Here is a 19237-nt window from a genome sequence, read left to right on the forward strand (position 1 = left end):
GAAAACCTAATGATGTAAAAAGACCGGCGATCGATCGGGGGATAATATTAATTTACACTATCCAGTATATTCTCCAAAATCGACACCTGTTTTTTTACTTCATAACCAGATGCTTGCCGCTTTATTTCTTCGACGTTAAACCTTTCAGGATTGTTTTTAACCGCCATCATGGCTGCCGCTAAATCTTTTGCCCTCCAGGAATCTACAACAATCCCGGTACCCTCTTTTACAAATTCGCTAATTCCTCCAGAATTAAAGCCCACAATTGGCTTGCCCAGCGATGCCGCTTCTAACATTACCAATGGAAATGAATCTTCCCTGGACAATAATAAAAAGCCATCGGCAGAATTAAGATAATTGTAGTATTCTGTACTTTGTGCACCTAAAAATTTAACTCTACCGGGGTATTTATTTTCGACAGCCTTTTTAGCATAATAGTATATTCCCGTATTTTCCTCTCCACCAATCCAGATAATTTTAATATTATCTGGAAGTTCCTGGAGTAACAAAACCAAAAAATCAACCCCTTTTATCAAAGATGTTTTACCAGAAATTGCCCAAACAAAATCCTGATCCTTAAAACCAGTATTTGCCTTTACTTCTTCAGCAGTTTTTGTACAAACTATTTTAGATTTATCGATAAATCCATACAGCAAATTCACATCAGGCCTACCCATATTAGTAATCTTTTCACATACAGCTTCCGAGCAGCCAATTAAAGCTGCTGATGAAGATACAATTGTTTCTAAATCTGTATAAGAAACAAAGTTATAAGCTAATGGTAACTCATGCGCATGCGTGATCACTTTAACCCCCAATTTCTTCGCTATTGGATAAACCTCAGGAATTACAATCGTGTTTACATACCAAAAATCCACTTTGTTTTTTTTATGTATCTGGCTTAGCTGATATGCTAAAGAATCTATTTTAAAGATCTTTAAAATAGACCTCAAAAGCCTTAAAGATCTTTTCGGATTTTTTTTATAGGGCAGGAAATGTTTAATTTCACCAGGCAGTTCATCAATGAGTACACCTTTATCTTTGGTAAATAAAAGGGGCATAAACTTCTCTTTGTTTAAATTGGTTAAAGAGTACCAAAGCAACATTTCTGAACCTGTTCTACCTAGGTTATGCGTTATAAACAATATTTTCTTCATCTAATCTCCGATATGAAAGTAACCTTATTTTTTTACAGGATATGCAAATTAAAGCATAAATAATGTAATTGCATTTACACCACACTAGTTTGTTGGTATATTTGGAACTAATTACTTAAGTTCAAATTTATCTATTTTGCAAATAATGGGACATCCAAAAATAACTGTATTTATGGCTGCTTACAATCAGGCAGATTTTATCAAACATTCCATAAATAGCATATTAATCCAAAGTTTCCCTGATTTTGAATTGATTGTCGTAGATGATGGTTCTACTGACGATACTGTTTCGATTGCTAAATCATTTAATGATGAAAGAATCAGACTGATACAGAATGAAAGTAATAAAGGTTTGATTTATACCAGAAACCTCTTGTTAACGTTGGCAAAGGGTGAATATATTGCAATACTGGATGCAGATGACATTGCTTATCCCAATAGACTTGAACTTCAGTACAAGTATCTTCTGGCTAACCCAGATGTGGTACTATGTGGTGGTCATGCAGCGATAATTAATGAGCATAGCGAAAAAACAGGAACAAAATTAATGGTACCGATAGATAATACGGTTGATTTATTTATGTTGTTCGGAAATCCTTTCGTTAATTCTACAACGATGTTTAAAACCAATGTTTTTATCGAACTTGGGGGTTACCAAAACTATACAATATCCGAAGATTTTGACCTTTTTATACGAATGGCAGAGAAGTATCAAGTTGCAAACCTGGATGAAACACTTGTCGATTATCGTATCCATAGCAATAATACCTCTTCATTAAACCTAGATATAAGACTTGCAAATGAGAGAAAAATTATCAGTAGTATGCAAGAACATATTGGCTTAACAAATCATGCAAAGTGGATTAATTTACATGTTGAATTGTTCAACTGGAGTCTCAGTAAAACACACTTAGGTGATTATTTAAACCTGTTCCATGAGCTTAAATTAGCTAACAATATTTCTAAAAGATATAACCCAGAACGATTTAATCGTTTTCTGTTTAATAAATGGATGGAGATTTTAATATCTGACCAAATTAATGGTCTGAACTTAAAATGGTACTTTAAAACTGAGATATTCGAAAGGAACTATTTTAATTTTAAGAAATTTAGAAGGGCAGCAAAAAACAGTCTTAAACAAATTTTAGACTAGATTACTGCCCAACAGTCCATTTCATTCTGGTTTTGATAAGTACTGCAGATAACAAATAGCTGATAGAATAGGCTATTAAAAATCTAAAGACTAGCAACCCTGTGTTTTCGTAAACATTATAATGTTCCACATCTAATTTCAAAGGTTGAAAAATCAGGGGTAAAAGCCTTTCTATTACGATACTGTGTAATAAATATATTCCAAATGTCGTTTCCCTGGGCTTAAGGCGATTAAGGATTTTAATGTTTCCTATTTTAAGTAAAACTCCAAAGGCTACAAACGAATAAATAATATTTGTTATACGAAGCGTATTGTAAGCATCTTTACTTCCTAATTTAATAAGGATTACAGATTCTCCAATGCCCAGCGCAAAAGTTATTACTAAACAAAATATCCAGATTAACCACGGTGTTTCTTTTACAAACTTCTTTACCTCTGCATAATATCTGTTTAAATATACCCCAAGCCACAGATAGAATACAAAACCAAAAAGGGCAGAAGTATGCGTAGTTTCGAACCATTTAAAATATAAATTTACACTATACACAAGTGAAATTAAACCAAAAAATACCCCAAGCCAATACTTATAAAGATATTTTTTAAACACCAGCAATAAGGTAATACAGATTAAAAAATTAAGAATAAACCAGTACGGGCTAAAGAACAATACCCGGTAAACAAAATCTGAGATATAAGCCCAGAAATTTGTAAACATTAAGCCACCATCACTTCCTTTAAAAAAAGCAACGCACCTATCCAGCATTGTAATGGCAATAAAAACAAACATCCAGAAAAGCCAAGGGCTTACTGTATTTTTGAACCTATTTTTTAGATATTGGACTGCTGAATACTCTTGAAATTTATGGTTTATCAGGAAACCACCTATCAAAAAAAAGGCTACTGTAGAGAACTTAAAAAACTGTATAACGCCTGCTTCCACAATCGTATCCCCAATGGTATTATACATAGGAGCCTGAACAATGTGGCTGTGCTCAAATACAATACCCATCATAGAGATACACCGGATGGTATTAACGAAATCAAAATTCTTTTTTACAGCCGCAGTTTCTTTCTTTAGTTCGATATCCATTAAATGTTTTGGTAGATGAATCGGCAAATATCCGTTAAAAAAAGGGTTCAGAATTAATTATGAACCCTTTTAACATTTATGTACGTAAAATATTACAGTTGTAGATATTGCTTTCTGTATCCCTTCTTAATCATATTTGCCGGAGTAGTTCCTCTTCTTAAAAATAACGAAGTAGATTTTGTCATATCACAACTGGATAAAATTGCAGGACTCTACAATATTCCGATTCATCAGATAATTATTCAATCAGATTTTTAAAAAGAACAACCAATTGCTCTCCGCGACAAAAAAGGGCATCAATATTATTGATGCCCTTGCTTTTATTTTGACAGAAAACTAATTACAGCTTTCTCGCTACTTCTACTTGTTCGTAAGCTTCAACGATATCGCCAACTTCGATGTTATTAAAGTTCTGGATGTTTAAACCACATTCATAACCTTTGTTCACCTCTTTCACATCATCTTTAAAGCGTTTTAATGATGCAAGCTCTCCTGTGTAAACTACAACGCCATCTCTAACGATACGGATTTTGCTGTTACGGGTAATCTTACCATCCAATACCATACAACCTGCAATGGTACCCACTTTAGTGATTTTGAATGTTTCGCGGATCTCAACGTTAGCCACAATTTTCTCTTCAAATTCCGGATCTAACATACCTTCCATTGCCGATTTAATCTCGTTGATTGCATCGTAAATGATAGAATATAAACGGATATCGATTTGCTCTGCTTCAGCTAATTTACGTGCACCTGTTGATGGGCGAACCTGGAAACCGATAATAATCGCATCCGAAGCCGAAGCCAACAATACATCAGATTCTGAAATCTGACCAACACCTTTACTAATGATATTAATCTGGATCTGCTCAGTTGATAGTTTCAACAATGAGTCTGCTAAGGCCTCGATAGAACCATCCACGTCACCCTTAACGATGATGTTAAGCTCTTTAAAGTTACCGATTGCCAAACGACGACCGATCTCATCCAAAGTAATGTGTTTCTGCGTACGTAAGCCTTGTTCGCGTTGTAACTGCATCCGTTTGTTTGCAATATCACGGGCTTCAGTTTCGCTTTCTAAGGCATTAAACCTGTCGCCAGCTGTAGGTGCGCCCTGCATACCCAAAACCTGTACCGGTTGTGATGGACCTGCCGAATCTACTTTAGCACCGCGCTCATTGGTTAACGCTTTTACACGTCCGCTGTAACTACCTGCTAAAATTGGATCTCCAACTTTTAAAGTACCACCCTGAACCAGTACTGTAGTTACAATACCACGTCCTTTATCTAATGCCGATTCGATTACCGTACCTGTAGCACGTTTGTTCGGATTGGCTTTCAGTTCTAATAACTCAGCTTCTAATAATACTTTATCTAAAAGTAAGTCTACATTTAAGCCGCTTTTGCTCGAAATTTCCTGCGATTGATATTTACCCCCCCAGTCTTCAACCAAAATATTCATTACCGATAACTGCTCACGTACCTTATCTCCGTTTGCACCTGGTTTATCAATTTTGGTAAAAGCAAATACCAATGGCACACCCGCTGCCTGTGCATGGTTAATCGCCTCTTTTGTTTGAGGCATCACTGCATCATCCGCAGCAATAACAATAATGGCAATATCTGCAGCCTTAGCACCACGTGCACGCATCGCGGTAAAGGCCTCGTGACCTGGTGTATCTAAGAAAGTTACTTTTTTACCAGAAGGGGTAGTTACCATGTAAGCACCAATGTGCTGGGTAATACCACCCGCCTCACCAGCTACCACATTCGCTTTACGGATATAATCCAGCAATGAGGTTTTACCGTGATCGACGTGACCCATAATCGTAACAACCGGAGCTCTTTCGATTAAATCTTCTTCGTTATCTTCTTCCTCAATTACATTATCTTCTTCTTCATCTGGTTTAACGAATTGAATTTCGTAACCAAACTCATCGGCAACAATGGTTAAGGTTTCAGCATCTAAACGCTGGTTAATGGAAACGAACATACCCAAGCTCATACAGGTACCAATAATTTTGGTTACCGGTACATCCATCATGTTCGCCAGCTCATTCGCCGTAACAAATTCTGTTACTTTTAATATTTTCGATTGCGATTCAAGCTCGTTTGCTGCTTCTTCAGCGTTACTGGCCACATCATCACGTTTCTGACGACGTAACTTGGCGCGTTGTGCAAACTTACCAGATTTACCTGCTCCACTTAAACGGGCAAGTGTGGCTTTAATCTGATCTTGAATCTCTTTCTCTGTAGGTTCTTCTTTAGGTCCGCTTGGTGCAGCATTTCTATTCTGGAAACCTGGTCTGTTGTTATTTCTATTACCCTGGTAAGGAGTACCGCCTTGTCCGGCTGGTCTGTTACCCTGGTATGGTGTACCGCCACCTGGCCTGTTGCCTTGATAAGGCTGACGAGGTTGACCCGGTGCCCCACCCTGACCTGCAGGATTATTTTGTCCTTGCTGACCATGACCACCAGGTTGGCCTGGCTGACCTGGTGCTCCAGGAGTTTTTTTGCGCTTACGCTTACGTTTAGCTGCTTCACTATCGCTAGATGAAGCTACCGGACCGTTTCTGCGATCTGGCGTAGTTGGTAAAACAATTTTACCAATAATATTCGGACCAGTTAATTTAACCGTACGCGCCTTAATTACTTCGGGCTCGTTGCTTACAGGTTTAGTATCTACTGGTTTTTCTTCTGCCTTCGGTTGTTCTATCGGTTTAACTGGCTCTGGTGCTTTTGCAACTGGTGCTGCCGCTACCGGAGCTGCTGGTGCAGGAGCTGGAGTTTCTTCCTTCTTAACCTCTACTGGTTTTTCTTCTGCTTTAGGTTGTTCTACCGGTTTAACTGGCTCTGGTGCTTTTGCAACTGGTGCGGCTGCTACCGGAGCTGCTGGTGCAGGAGTTTCTTCTTTCTTAACCGGACGTGTTTTTGAATTAAGATCGCTTAAATCGATCTTTCCTACAATTTTAACACCTGGTAAAGCGCTTTCATCAGCTTTTTCTTCAGCTTTTGGTGCTGCAACCGGCGCTGCTGCCGCAGGGGTTGGTGCCGGAGTTTCTACTTTAGGTGTTTCAACCACCTTTGGTTTTTCTACCGGAGGAGTAAATGACTGAGCATTTTTGATTAAAATCTCTTCATTTTTCTCAAAATCGGTATTTTTCTTCGGCGCTTCTACTGGCTTCTCAGTTTCAGGCTCGTCGCGACGTATTTTACCAATCACTATTTGTTTGGCTTCTTCTCTTACGATCTTATCTCCCTGATACTCTTTCAATAAGGCATTATACATCTCACCCGTAAGTTTAAACATAGGGCTCTTCTCGGCAGAGAATCCCTTTTTGTTTAAAAACTCAACGGCCGTACTCATGCCTATATTAAGTTCTTTAATAGCTTTAATTAAAATGATTGGTTTGTCGTCTGACATTTAGCTCCTGTTATTTTTTATAATAAAACAAAAGTAGTGTTTATTTGGCAATTACACCACTTATTCAAATTCTGACTGTAAAATCTGAACCACTTCTTTAATGGTTTCTTCTTCTAAGTCGGTGCGTTTTACCAAATCTTCTACTGTAAGTGCTAAAACACTCTTAGCAGTATCGCACCCGATAGCCTTTAATTCATCAATAATCCAGCTATCAATCTCATCTGAGAATTCTTCTAAATCCACATCCTCGTCGCTTTCTTCTCCAGCTTCGCGGTAAACATCAATTTCGTAACCGGTTAATTTACCAGCCAGTTTAATGTTATGTCCGCCACGTCCGATTGCCAATGAAACCTGATCTGGTTTTAAGTAAACCGATGCATGTTTGGTTTCGTCATCCAATTTAATAGATGTGATTTTAGCCGGGCTTAAAGCACGGGTAATATATAATGAGATGTTATTTGTGAAGTTAATCACATCAATATTTTCGTTTTTCAGTTCGCGAACGATACCATGGATACGCGATCCTTTCATACCCACACATGCTCCAACCGGATCAATACGGTCATCGTACGATTCTACCGCAACTTTAGCACGCTCTCCTGGTTCGCGAACAATTTTCTTAACGGTAATTAAACCATCAAAAATCTCAGGTACTTCAAGCTCGAACAAGCGCTGTAAAAACTCAGGCGCAGTTCTCGAAATGATAATTTTCGGATTGGCATTGATCATTTCCACTTTAGAGATTACTGCTTTTACAGAATCGCCTTTTTTGAAATAATCAGCTGGAATCTGCTCTGTTTTAGGCATTAAAAGTTCGTTACCTTCATCATCTAAAACCAAAGTTTCTTTTTTCCAAACCTGATAAACCTCGCCGGTTACAATTTCACCAACGCGATCTTTATATTTTTTGAAAATTTCATCTTTCTCTAACTCCAATACTTTAGAAACGAGTGTTTGGCGTGCTGCTAAAATTGCCCTACGACCGAAACTTTCTAAAGTAATTTGCTCGATATAATCATCACCAACTTCTAAAGTCGGATCAAGTTTGTGTACATCAGCAAGTTCGATTTCTAAATCATCATCCTCAGAAAAGCCATCTTCCATTACTTTCCTTGTTCTCCAGATCTCCAAATCCCCGTTATCCGGGTTCACAATTACATCACAGTTTTCATCTGTTCCGTATTTTTTACGCAACATGCTACGAAAAACCTCTTCCAGCACACTGATCACCGTAGGGCGATCTATATTTTTGAAATCTTTGAACTCTTGAAAAGAGTCGATCAAATTAATTGTTGTAGTACTCATTCTTACTTAAATGAAATTAACACACTTGTTTCTAATATATCATTAAACGGAACAGTTGTTTGAACCGCTACCGCCTTTTTCCCTTTTTCTTTTACCGATTCTTCAATCAGCAAATCATTTTCTGTAACTGCCAGCAGTTTACCTTCTTTTTTCAGGCCATCTTTTAACTTAATACCTAAAGTACGGCCAACATTTTTGCTGTATTGGCGAACAAGCCTTAATGGCTCGCCAACACCCGGCGAAGAAACTTCTAAATTATAAGCCTGCTCTATTGCGTTTTCTTCTTCGAGATGAAAACCAACGTGCCTGCTAATAGCCACGCAATCCTGTATGCTAATGCCTTCATCGCCATCAACATGGATAATTAATTTATTGTTTGGCAACATTTTCACATCAACCAGAAACAACTCTGGACGATCGGCAATTTTTTCCTCTACGAGGGCTGCAACTCTCTTTTCTACCTGCATATTTTAACCTGATTTCATAGAAAAAGGGGACACTGTCCCCTTCTCTTTTCTTCGATTACGATGCAAATGTAGTAATTTTTTAGACAAAATCAAACACCTGCAGCAATTATTATGCTGATTATTACCGCCTAAGTGTTTGTCGCTGTGCCTGTAAGTTCTGTTTTGCATTACCTGAGATCAGATTACCCACCGTGGCAAATTTTACGCCGATGTAACTTTCTACCACATAGGTGTTACCTTTAACAAATGAGCTATCGGGATTAAAAACAAGCGAATCGCCGGCAATGTTAATTTTTCCGGGTACTTCAAGCTCGTCTTGTACACTGTCCAGCTCCCCCGGCTTAAGTAACACTGTAACCATATTAACTGTATCTGCATTAGCCCGATAGGCATTTTTAACCTGCAAAAGGCTGGCCTCATCAATATTTTTAATTATTATTGAAGTACTATCGCCAGAAAACTGAATAATTGGCCTGTTGTTTGTATTCGAACAGGAAATCGCCAAAAACACGACGATAAACAAGACTAAATATTTAAAAAAGTACTTTAACATTCACAAAAATAAACAATTATGAGATTTATTATCGAAATACTATTAACAGGGCTGGCCTTTTTTATCGGCGCCAGATTCTTAGTACCTGGTGTACATATTGATAGCTATGGCAGTGCCATTATTGCCTCCATTTTAATTGCCCTGGCCAACGCTACAATTGGCTTTATTTTAAGGCTATTAACCTTTCCGATTAATTTCCTTACCCTGGGCCTGGTTTCGTTTATCATCACCGTATTAATGGTATTATTGGTTGATAACATGATGACTTCTTTTAATACCTCGGGTTTTATCTCCGCAGCTTTTCTGGCAATAATTGTAGCCCTGCTGAAAGCAGTTTTTGGCGCTATTGTGGGAGAGAAAGAATAGTTCAGTTTTCAGTTGGCAGTTTGCAATTCGAGCTGCCAACTGATAACCATGAACTATCTAATCACCTCTCTCGAGATCACCATCTTTTGTATTTCAGATGTTCCTTCGTAAATCTGGGTAATTTTTGCATCGCGCATTAAACGCTCTACATGGTATTCTTTTACAAAACCGTAACCACCATGCACCTGGACCGCCTCTATGGTTACATCCATAGCCACTTTCGAAGCATATAATTTAGCCATCGAGCCAGCCTGTGTATACGGAAGTCCCTGGCTTTTTAACCAGGCGGCCTTATATACCAATAAACGGGCAGCCTCAATCTGTGTAGCCATATCGGCCAGCTTAAAAGCAATAGCCTGATGCTCTGAAATCGGTTTACCGAAGGTTTTGCGCTCTTTTGCATATTGCGTAGCCAGCTCAAAAGCACCCTGCGCAATCCCCAGCGCCTGGGCAGCTATACCAATACGCCCACCCTCGAGGGTTTTCATGGCAAAGGTAAAACCAAAGCCATCCTCACCAATCCTGTTTTCTTTGGGTACCTTAACATCATTAAACATTAACGAATGTGTATCAGACCCGCGAATACCCAGTTTATTTTCTTTTGGCCCAACGGTGAAGCCCTCCATCCCTTTTTCAACAATAAAGGCATTTATTCCTTTGTGCCTTAATTCAGAATGAGTTTGTGCGATAACCAGATAAGTTGAAGCAGTACTACCATTGGTAATCCAGTTTTTGGTACCGTTAAGTAAATAGTAATCGCCTTTATCTTCGGCTGTAGTTCGCTGTGAGGTGGCATCAGATCCAGCTTCGGGTTCTGACAGGCAGAAAGCCCCGATTTTTTCGCCGGCAGCAAGTGGTTTTAAATATTTCTCCTTTTGTGCCTCACTTCCATAAGCCTCTAAACCGTAACACACCAGCGAGTTGTTTACCGAAACAACAACAGAAGCCGAGGCATCTATTTTAGATAGCTCTTCCATTACCAAAACATAAGAAATGGCATCCAAACCGCTGCCATTGTATTTTGGATCAACCATCATTCCCAGAAAGCCGAGTTCACCCAATTTCTTCACCTGCTCGGCCGGAAATTTCTGATGCTCGTCTCTTTCAATAACTCCAGGTTTTAATTCATGCTGGGCAAAATCGCGCGCAGCTTGCTGTATCATGATCTGTTCTTCACTTAATTCAAAATGCATAACAATTATGTATAAAAGGTTAGTAAATCAAATGTATGATTTATAGATCAGAAATACTATGGCTGCATAGTATTTTATTTTGCTGGATAATACTTAACAATCCTGCAAAAGATTATCGCATTTAAAATGAAAGTATTTATTATGACTAGCTGGCGTTAACGAAAGATTATTATTTTTGTTAAATGAACCTGGGGCAACAAATTTTATTTTTTTTCAGTGCTTTAGGCATATTCAATTCATTTCTCATTGGTGGATACTTGTTGCTATTCAAAAAGCCGAAGTCTGTTTCTGTACACCTCCTCGGAATTTTGTTATTATCGCTCTGCTTAAAAATTGGCAAATCATTTATTTTTTACTTCTATCCCACTCTCCCTGGTCTCTACATCGAAATTGGCATTATGGGAAGTGCCTTAGTGGGGCCCTCGCTTTATTATTTCATTCAATCGGCATTGGTACCGGATCAGAAAAGTACAATGGTCCAAAAAGGGGTTTATCTGTTTTGGTTTTTGGCCATTACAATTGCGGGCATAATAGCACCTTATGATAACCGACCTGATATGTGGGAAAATTACATCGGAACAGTCGTTTCTGCACAATTTACCATCTATATCTTATTATCAGCCTGGTTGCTAAGAAGTGTTATTATTACCTTATTTACCAAACGAGACAAACTTTCTATAACCGAAAAGCTATTGTTATCTGTATTTGCAGGTAACATAATTGTTCCGGCTGCATTTAAGTTATCTATTTTCTCTTTTTTTAACGGGCCCTGTATTAGTGGGGCCTTATTTTTCTCACTGGTTCTTTATCTAAATTTTTTCTTGTTTGTTAGCGAAAGAAAAAACAGCAATATTTTATCTGGCAACCCCGATTTACCCAAGTATGCCAACAAAAAGATTGCTACGGAGCAGGCCAAAGCCTTAACCCAAAAACTCCAAAAACTTATTCTGGAGGAAGAACTTTACAAAAATCCGGACCTCAAGTTAAATGACCTTGCCAAAAAAATCAATATTTCGAGCCACCAGCTATCTCAGTTACTTAACGATAATTTAGGAAAAAGCTTTGCAGCCTACATTAACGAATTTAGAATAGATGAGGCCTGCGAACTGATCATCAACGATAAAGGCATTAAACTCGAGGCTATTGGTTACGAAGTGGGCTTTAATGCCAAATCTACTTTTTACACCGCTTTTAAAAAGCATAAACAAACAACCCCAACACTTTATAAAGAACAGCTATCTGTTGCTTCATCAAACTAAACACTGTCCGGTTTTATAATTCAGAACTCCCAAATCTGAAATTCAAAACCACCTCTCCCTCATCCACTTCTAGTTTTGGCATAAATTATAAAAACCCAACACACGAAGATGAAACCAATATTATTGTGCCTCTTTTTATTTATCAGCTCATATTTAAGCGCACAGATTATTAAGGGACGGGTGGTTGACAGCAAGACCGGCCAAAGCCTGCCTTTAGCTAACCTGATGCTGACTGATCAAGGCAGCCCGCTTTTAATTAAATATGCCAGTAGCGACACTGCCGGTTTCTTTGGATTTAGCAGTATACCCAAAGGTAAATACAGTTTAACCATTACGTTGATGGGTTATCAAAAGGTGGAAAAAATACTATTGATTAATGAAAATAGTGCAGAAATACTAGAACTAGGCCATATTTTAATACCCGAAGACATCAACCTGCTCCAGGAAGTAACCATTATGGGCGGTACAGCTAATTTCAGCACGAAAAGTGGACAAATTAAAATCGGTATTGCCAACAATACATTTTTCAAGTCTGCTTCAAATTTGCTCGATGTATTAAGAAAGCTTCCCGGACTTCAGGTTAGCCAGGATGGAACAATACAAATGGCTAGCAGAGCAACTCCTACTGTATTTGTTGATGGCAAACCTATAAACATGAGTAATGATGAAGTCTTGACTTACCTGAATAGCTTATCGCCAGATATGGTCGAATCTATCGAAATGATTAACCAGCCTTCATCCAAATATGATGGAGAATATCAAGGAATTATAGACATCAGGTTAAAAAGGAATCTTGCGTTAGGTTTAAGAGGGATTTACAATACCCGTTTTCAGCAAAACAACTACAGTTTACTCGATAATAATCTATCGCTGGTTTTAAAAACACCTCGATTCAGTTACGACTTTAAACTTGGCCACACCTATGGAAGCACTTATTACCAATATTACGCGCTACAATACCTGGCCAATAGCAATGCCCTGATTACCGATACGCGAACCATTACCGCTAACCAGAATTTTAATGCACAGGCGGCCGTGACTTACGAATTAAAAAGTGGGCAAAACCTGGAAGCTTTTGTACGTACCAACCAGGTAAACAGAAATGCCATATCAGGTAACCAACTGCTTACCCAGACACCTGACTTAGATTATACCCTTAATCTTGTTAAAAGCGACAACGATGCGCGGCCTAAACAACGTAATTATGCAGGCGGTCTTAATTATAATGCCCAGTTTAAAAACAGCGAGCTACACATCATAAGTACCTTAGCTCAAATTGACAATAGGCAAACAGAGGATATTCAAAACCGCAATATATTTAAAAACGAGCTGGTGAATTATTGGAAAACAAACTCACGGAACAATATTTTGATACGTACCCTACAAGCAGATTATATTCAAAAAACAGGTAAAGGAAAGTTAGAATTTGGCGGCAAATATGCTTACAACAGTACTCAAAATAACCTTCGTTACGATACCCTGGCTAATGCTGTCTTTAATTTAGACCCCAAACGCAGCAATCAATTTAGTTACCACGAACATATTGCAGCGGGTTACTTGTTTTATACCGGGCAACTGGATAAAATAAGTTACAGCTTAGGTTTAAGAACCGAGCATACTGTTACCGTAGCAAATTCCGTAACAACTGGTATACTTACCGAAAGAAGGTATTTGAAGTGGTTACCAAGCCTTAATCTAACCTACACAATTAACAATAGTGAACAACTTAGTTTCAGCTATAGCAAACGGTTAACAAGACCAACCTTTGCGGCTTTAAATCCTTTCCGTTTTTATTATAGTCCGCGCCATTATTGGATAGGAAATCCTTATCTGCAACCTGCAACAACCAACCTGTTCGCGCTATCTTACAGCAGAAAATCACTCAACATCTCATTAAACGCCGGACGTGAAACAGATGTTTTGGCACGTTATCCCGAATACAATCCCGAAACAAATGAATTAATTTTTTTAGGCAGAAACCTCCCGTACAGAAATTTCGCAAACCTGCAGGTCAGTTCTCCAATAACAGTAACCAAATGGTGGCGGATGAATAACAATGTATCCTTTAATTACAATAAAGAGTTAACCCCTTACTTCGGGCAAATCTATCAAATACCCGTTTATGATTATAAGATTAACGGCAGTCAGGTTTTTACCTTAAAAGATTGGTTAATTGATGTGAGCTATACTTACGAATCGAAAAGCGGCAACGGCCTTTACATCTTCTCACCTATTTATGGAGTCGATTTTGGATTGCAAAAAACCTGGCTAAAGAATAAGCTTAATACGAAGATGACACTTTACGATGCTTTTGACAACATTAAAAGAAGGCTCATTTTTAGAGAGAAACACATTATAAACAACGATATGTATCATTATAATGCTGCCCGGCGATTGGTCTTTAGCTTAACTTATAATTTTGGCAGCTCAACTTACAAGGCCAAGGAAAACAAAAAAAACGAAGATGAAAACAGAGCCAATTAATGGCCATTTTTAACGTGTCCGTTTTTGCACCAAAACCCTCAGCAAACTCAAACTACCCAGCACTAAAATCAGCAATACCTGCGAGGAATGGATAATGGTAGCGTAAGCCAAACCATCTTTAAACAATACACCGTATAATACCAGCGATTGCGCAACTACCCAGTGAAAAACACCAATACCACCCTGGATTGGAGCTGCCATAGCAAAACCAGAAAATACAATTGCGGTAAACGCTGCGCTAAAATGCAAGCCTGACGTAGCTGAAATAGATGAAAAGGCAAAATACATCGATAGCGAATAGAAAACCCATATGCCTAAGGTATAGCTTAAAAATAAGCCTTTTTGCTTTAACTTGCTGTATGAACCAAAACCCTGGCGAAGGCTCACAAAAATCCGCAGAAATTTTTGACTAAATTTTTGACGCATAAAATAAATTGCGCTTACGATTAACAGAATAACAATAATGCCAATTAAAAGCAGCCACAAATAATTGATGGCACTTAATTTTTTAACCAGATTAAGATAAATCGTATCGTGTAAAAAATCAGAAACAATATCGTACTGAAAAACCAACATGGCTACACTGGTAAGTAAAAGTACCAGTACATCAAAAAGCCTTTCGGTAATTACAGTACCTATCGATGCGAACATGGGCACCTTTTCGGCCTTATTTATAACAGAGCACCGACCAATTTCGCCAAAACGGGGTAAAGCCAAATTGGCCAGATAACCAATAATTACGGCGTGGTAAGCATTCCAGAAACCAACATTATATTGTATGGAGCGGTAAAGCATTTGCCAACGCAATGCGCGTAAAACGTGGGCTATCCATACGGCGAAGGAAGAAACGATTACCCAAAAGAAATCAGCTCCTTTTATTTCTTCCCAGATTTTGCCTAAATCCTGACCCCGAAACGCTAAATATAAAACTCCCACTCCTATTAAAAACAGGATGATATATTTTAGCGCTGCTTTAAGGTCGAATGCCACAATTTATTTTAGCAAATGATTATTATCGTCAGGGAAGACCAATATAGGGTTATATTTTTTAGCTTCCTCTATTGGCAATGCACCGTACGACATAATAATAAGAATATCGCCAAGCTGTGCCAAACGTGCGGTTGCGCCATTTAAACAGATAGTTCCGGTACCACGTTCGCCCTTTATAACATAGGTTTCGAAACGCGCACCATTATTATTATTTACAATCTGCACCTTTTCATTAGCTATAATGTTAGCTGCATCCATCAAATCTTCATCTATCGTAATACTGCCTACATAATTTAATTCGGCCTGTGTTACCCTAACACGGTGTATTTTCGATTTTAATATTGTGATAACCATTCGGCAAAGTTAGTAATAAAGCACTGGATGAAAAAAATGGAAAATGTAACTACCATGTAATATGGGAAATGGCTAATGATTGATAAACTCTAAATATGAACGATATGCTCTAAAATCCATCTTACCTCTGCCATTTTACCTCAAATCTTACCTCATTTAATAATCATATTATCAATCAATCTGGTTGAGCCTACCTTTGCAGCGACTAAAGCAACAAGGTTGTTTGCTTCTTTAGTTTTGGCTGGTTCCAGGGTATCGCCATTGGCAATGGTAAAGTAATCAAGGGCTACCCCTTCAATATCCTCGTATAATGCTTTTGCAAGGGTTTCGAGTTCGGCTAATGTATACTTATCAAAATGATCAACTACAAACTGGAGCGATTTGCTCAATACCAATGAATGCTTACGGTCTTCGGGGGTTAAATGGATATTCCGGCTACTCATGGCCAAACCATCCTCCTCCCTGATAATCGGGCAGGTAATAATAGTAATAGGTAAGTTAAAGTGAGCAAGCATATTTTTAATCATCAATACCTGCTGAAAATCTTTCTGCCCAAACATGGCTACATCAGGCTCAACTGCATCAAAGAGCTTTTTCACAATCTGGGTTACCCCCTGGTAATGCCCTTTTCTAAAAGCACCTTCTAACAGGAATTCGGCATTTCCCAAATCAATGTGCCATTTTTCGTCTGCACCTGCCGGATACATCTCTGTTACGTTGGGCATAAAAACGCCACTGCAACCTGCATCCTGCAACATAGCCAGATCGTGTTCAATGGGTCGCGGATATTTTTCCAGATCCTTAGGATCGGTAAACTGTGTTGGGTTAACAAAAATACTGCAGATAATGATATCGGCGTTGTGTTGGGCCAGTTTTATAAGTGATATATGGCCATTATGCAATGCACCCATTGTAGGCACAAGTGCTATTTTTTTACCTGATGCTTTTAAAGGTTTTAAGAAAGCTTTAAGAGCAGCCTTTGTTTTAAATATTTCCAATTCGGACAATCTAAATTAAAGCCGTAAAGGTGTAAATTAATCTAAACGAAACCAAACAAATGCTTGCGATATTGATAAATAGTATTATTATGCTTACCTTTGCAGCTCATTATCTTTTATTTAACTTAATATTTTCTTAGAATATGGAGATGGCAAAAACGAAGCTGCTGATTGTTACACACGAGATGTCGCCTTTCCTCGAGCTTACTAAAATTTCTGAAATTACACGCCAATTACCTCAAGCAATGCAAGAAAAAGGATTCGAAATCCGCATCTTGATGCCTAAATTCGGTAACATTAATGAAAGAAGAAATCGTTTACACGAAGTAATCCGCTTATCAGGAATGAACATCATCATCGATGACAACGATAACCCGTTAATTATTAAAGTGGCTTCCATCCCAGCTGCACGTATGCAGGTTTATTTCTTAGACAATGAAGAATATTTTCAACGCAAACAAGTATTTAGAGATGCGAGCGGAAAATTTTTCGACGACAATGATGAGCGTACCATTTTCTTCTGCAAAGGTGCATTAGAAACGGTTAAAAAATTAGGCTGGGCACCGGATATTGTTCACTGCCATGGCTGGATGAGCTCTTTAGTACCTGCTTATATTAAAACTACTTATAAAAACGATCCTACTTTTAAAAACTCGAAAGTGGTATATTCTATTTATGAGGATGGCTTTACTGAAAAACTAAACGATAATTTCGCTAAGAAAGCAGTTATGGCCAACATGACTGAAGACGACACCAAAGCTTTCATTCCAGCAGATTGCAACAGCATGCACATTGGTGCGGTAACACATTCAGACGCAGTGGTTTTAGGCGACGAAAACCTGGATACCGCTTTGTTAAAATTTGTTAAAGATTCAAATAAGCCAACATTAGCATTTAACTTAACCGAGAATTTTGAAAACTTCTATACTTTTTATGAAGAAATTTCAAATGACGAATTGGTTTCACTTGCTTAATTAGGTATTATTATTTTAAATATGAAATTTACAAAACAAGACTTATTAACCCTGTTGATAGGTCTTTTTCTTTTTGCATCGTGCAAAAACCCTGATAGTGTTGGTTTAGATGTTGATCCAAGCACAGCAATTACCGGTACTTTGGTAACCAGCGAGGTTAGATCGGAAACCATAGCCGAACCTGCTGCCAACACACAAAGCTTAACGCGCTACCCATTAGGCTATATGGTTGATCCTGTTTTTGGCACAACCAAATCGAGTGTAGCCATGACCGTTACTCCAAGTAGCTTAAGCTATGATTTTGGTACTTCGCCTGTTTTAGACTCTGCTATTCTGGTTTTAAGAATTGATACTACCACCAATAAATTTTACGGTGATACCACTTCATCTCAATATAGCATCGATGTGTATCAGTTAACCAATAAGGTGACTACTTACAAAAGTTCTGACGTGCAGGCACACAACGCACAATTATTGGGTAATGTAAAAAAGAAACTGTATCCAAACACACCTTTTAAGGTTACCGATGTGGTTACAGGCAAAACAGACACTTTAAAAACGGTTAAAGCACAAATCAGGATCCCATTAGATAAAGCATTTATCCAATCGCAAATATTAAGCTTACCTACAACAGGTACATCGACAAATGCTAAATTCGTCGATTATTTTAAAGGTCTATATGCCGAGGTGAACAAAAATACTTCCACAGGTGTTGGAGGTGTGGCTTTTATCAACCTGAATAATTCTTATTTACAATTAGTATACAAAAAAACGAGTTCAACAAGTGGAATCGATACCGTTTCGGTTAACTTCCCTGTTTCTACTACAAGTGCTGCAGCCGCAACAATTGTGCACGATTATACAGGCACAAACGTTGATACACAGTTAAAGAACCCACCAACAAGCTCTCCTTCACCTTATACCGTAACTTATACTCAAGGTTTGGCGGGCGTTAAAACAAAGATCTCTTTTCCTCTGCTCGATGCATTTACCGGCACATATGGTAAAGTTGTAGTAAACAAAGCAGAGTTAGTGGTTGATTTAAGCGCAGGAACATATGCCTATCCTTTTACACCAATTCAACGCCTATCTTTATACCGTTGGGATATTGCAAACCAGCCCACCACAACTCCTGATTATAGCTCAACAAGCCCTGGGGTAATTGGCGGCTATTACGATTCGCTTAAAAACAGATACATCTTTATTGTAACTAATTATGTACAAGGCCTGATTGATAAAACTGTAAAAGATTATGGTACTTTCATCGCACCAACCGGCTTAGATGCGTTTCAGGTAGTTCCGACCGCCATTACCGCAGAAAGATCAGTTCTTGGGGCAACTACAAATACCACCAATAAAGTAAAACTTAATATTTACTACACTAAGATTAATTAATAGTAATAAACAAAATTTTAAAACTCCTGCCACTAAACCGGCGGGAGTTTTTTTGTGCCTTAACCTGACACCAAA

The 19237-nt window shown here is 38.2% G+C and carries 16 protein-coding genes; 6 read left to right on the forward strand and 10 right to left on the reverse strand.

Annotated elements, in window-relative coordinates:
* Nucleotides 1–47: 47 nt before the first annotated feature.
* A complete protein-coding gene (locus DBR40_RS02210) occupies nt 48–1157 on the reverse strand; it encodes a glycosyltransferase (RefSeq protein WP_124558168.1) in 1110 nt (369 codons plus the stop codon).
* Nucleotides 1158–1302: 145 nt separating this feature from the next.
* On the opposite strand from DBR40_RS02210, the gene DBR40_RS02215 reads away from it, so the two are divergent.
* On the forward strand, nt 1303–2310 hold the full coding sequence (locus DBR40_RS02215) for a glycosyltransferase family 2 protein (protein ID WP_124558169.1): 1008 nt from the start codon (nt 1303–1305) through the stop codon (nt 2308–2310).
* 1 nt (nt 2311) lies between these two features.
* On the opposite strand, the gene DBR40_RS02220 is transcribed toward DBR40_RS02215, so the two are convergent.
* From DBR40_RS02220 to DBR40_RS02240, 5 genes are all read right to left on the reverse strand, one after another.
* Complete coding sequence (locus tag DBR40_RS02220) at nt 2312–3400, reverse strand: acyltransferase family protein (protein WP_124558170.1); 1089 nt, start codon at nt 3398–3400, stop codon at nt 2312–2314.
* 340 nt (nt 3401–3740) lie between these two features.
* Entirely contained in the window at nt 3741–6824 is a 3084-nt protein-coding gene (gene infB / locus DBR40_RS02225; protein WP_124558171.1) for a translation initiation factor IF-2, read from the reverse strand.
* A gap of 60 nt (nt 6825–6884) precedes the next feature.
* Nucleotides 6885–8129 (reverse strand): transcription termination factor NusA, encoded by a 1245-nt coding sequence (nusA, locus tag DBR40_RS02230; protein ID WP_124558172.1) that lies wholly within the window; start codon nt 8127–8129, stop codon nt 6885–6887.
* A 2-nt stretch (nt 8130–8131) separates the two neighbouring features.
* Complete coding sequence (gene rimP / locus DBR40_RS02235) at nt 8132–8596, reverse strand: ribosome assembly cofactor RimP (RefSeq protein WP_124558173.1); 465 nt, start codon at nt 8594–8596, stop codon at nt 8132–8134.
* Between the two features lie 121 nt (nt 8597–8717).
* On the reverse strand, nt 8718–9149 hold the full coding sequence (locus DBR40_RS02240) for a hypothetical protein (protein ID WP_124558174.1): 432 nt from the start codon (nt 9147–9149) through the stop codon (nt 8718–8720).
* An 18-nt stretch (nt 9150–9167) separates the two neighbouring features.
* On the opposite strand from DBR40_RS02240, the gene DBR40_RS02245 reads away from it, so the two are divergent.
* Complete coding sequence (locus tag DBR40_RS02245) at nt 9168–9515, forward strand: phage holin family protein (RefSeq protein ID WP_124558175.1); 348 nt, start codon at nt 9168–9170, stop codon at nt 9513–9515.
* 53 nt (nt 9516–9568) lie between these two features.
* Here DBR40_RS02245 and DBR40_RS02250 read toward each other — a convergent pair whose 3' ends face one another.
* Entirely contained in the window at nt 9569–10708 is a 1140-nt protein-coding gene (locus tag DBR40_RS02250; RefSeq protein ID WP_124558176.1) for an acyl-CoA dehydrogenase, read from the reverse strand.
* A 398-nt stretch (nt 10709–11106) separates the two neighbouring features.
* On the opposite strand from DBR40_RS02250, the gene DBR40_RS02255 reads away from it, so the two are divergent.
* Both DBR40_RS02255 and DBR40_RS02260 read left to right on the forward strand, forming a co-directional pair.
* On the forward strand, nt 11107–11967 hold the full coding sequence (locus DBR40_RS02255; protein ID WP_158673978.1) for a helix-turn-helix domain-containing protein: 861 nt from the start codon (nt 11107–11109) through the stop codon (nt 11965–11967).
* 108 nt (nt 11968–12075) lie between these two features.
* Nucleotides 12076–14451, forward strand: a complete 2376-nt coding sequence (locus DBR40_RS02260; RefSeq protein WP_124558178.1) for a TonB-dependent receptor domain-containing protein — start codon at nt 12076–12078, stop codon at nt 14449–14451.
* A 9-nt stretch (nt 14452–14460) separates the two neighbouring features.
* Here the strand turns inward: DBR40_RS02260 and DBR40_RS02265 are convergent, their stop codons facing one another.
* The 3 genes from DBR40_RS02265 to panC all read right to left on the reverse strand — a co-directional run bounded on the left by DBR40_RS02265 (nt 14461) and on the right by panC (nt 16793).
* The gene (locus DBR40_RS02265) at nt 14461–15441 is read right to left on the reverse strand and encodes a lysylphosphatidylglycerol synthase transmembrane domain-containing protein (protein ID WP_158673979.1); all 981 of its coding nucleotides are present in this window, start codon (nt 15439–15441) and stop codon (nt 14461–14463) included.
* 3 nt (nt 15442–15444) lie between these two features.
* Nucleotides 15445–15795 carry an aspartate 1-decarboxylase gene (gene panD, locus DBR40_RS02270; RefSeq protein WP_090769374.1) on the reverse strand — a complete coding sequence of 117 codons (351 nt, stop codon included), beginning with the start codon at nt 15793–15795 and terminating at the stop codon, nt 15445–15447.
* Nucleotides 15796–15947: 152 nt separating this feature from the next.
* On the reverse strand, nt 15948–16793 hold the full coding sequence (gene panC / locus DBR40_RS02275; protein ID WP_124558180.1) for a pantoate--beta-alanine ligase: 846 nt from the start codon (nt 16791–16793) through the stop codon (nt 15948–15950).
* 149 nt (nt 16794–16942) lie between these two features.
* Between panC and DBR40_RS02280 the strand changes: the two genes are divergently transcribed.
* Together DBR40_RS02280 and DBR40_RS02285 are read left to right on the forward strand one after the other, a co-directional pair.
* Nucleotides 16943–17767: a glycogen/starch synthase gene (locus tag DBR40_RS02280; RefSeq protein ID WP_124558181.1), complete on the forward strand. Its 825-nt coding sequence runs from the start codon at nt 16943–16945 to the stop codon at nt 17765–17767.
* Between the two features lie 21 nt (nt 17768–17788).
* Nucleotides 17789–19162 (forward strand): DUF4270 domain-containing protein, encoded by a 1374-nt coding sequence (locus tag DBR40_RS02285; protein WP_124558182.1) that lies wholly within the window; start codon nt 17789–17791, stop codon nt 19160–19162.
* Nucleotides 19163–19237: the final 75 nt, after the last annotated feature.

This window comes from Pedobacter sp. KBW01 (assembly GCF_003852395.1).
In the GTDB taxonomy this organism is placed as follows: Bacteria; Bacteroidota; Bacteroidia; order Sphingobacteriales; family Sphingobacteriaceae; genus Pedobacter.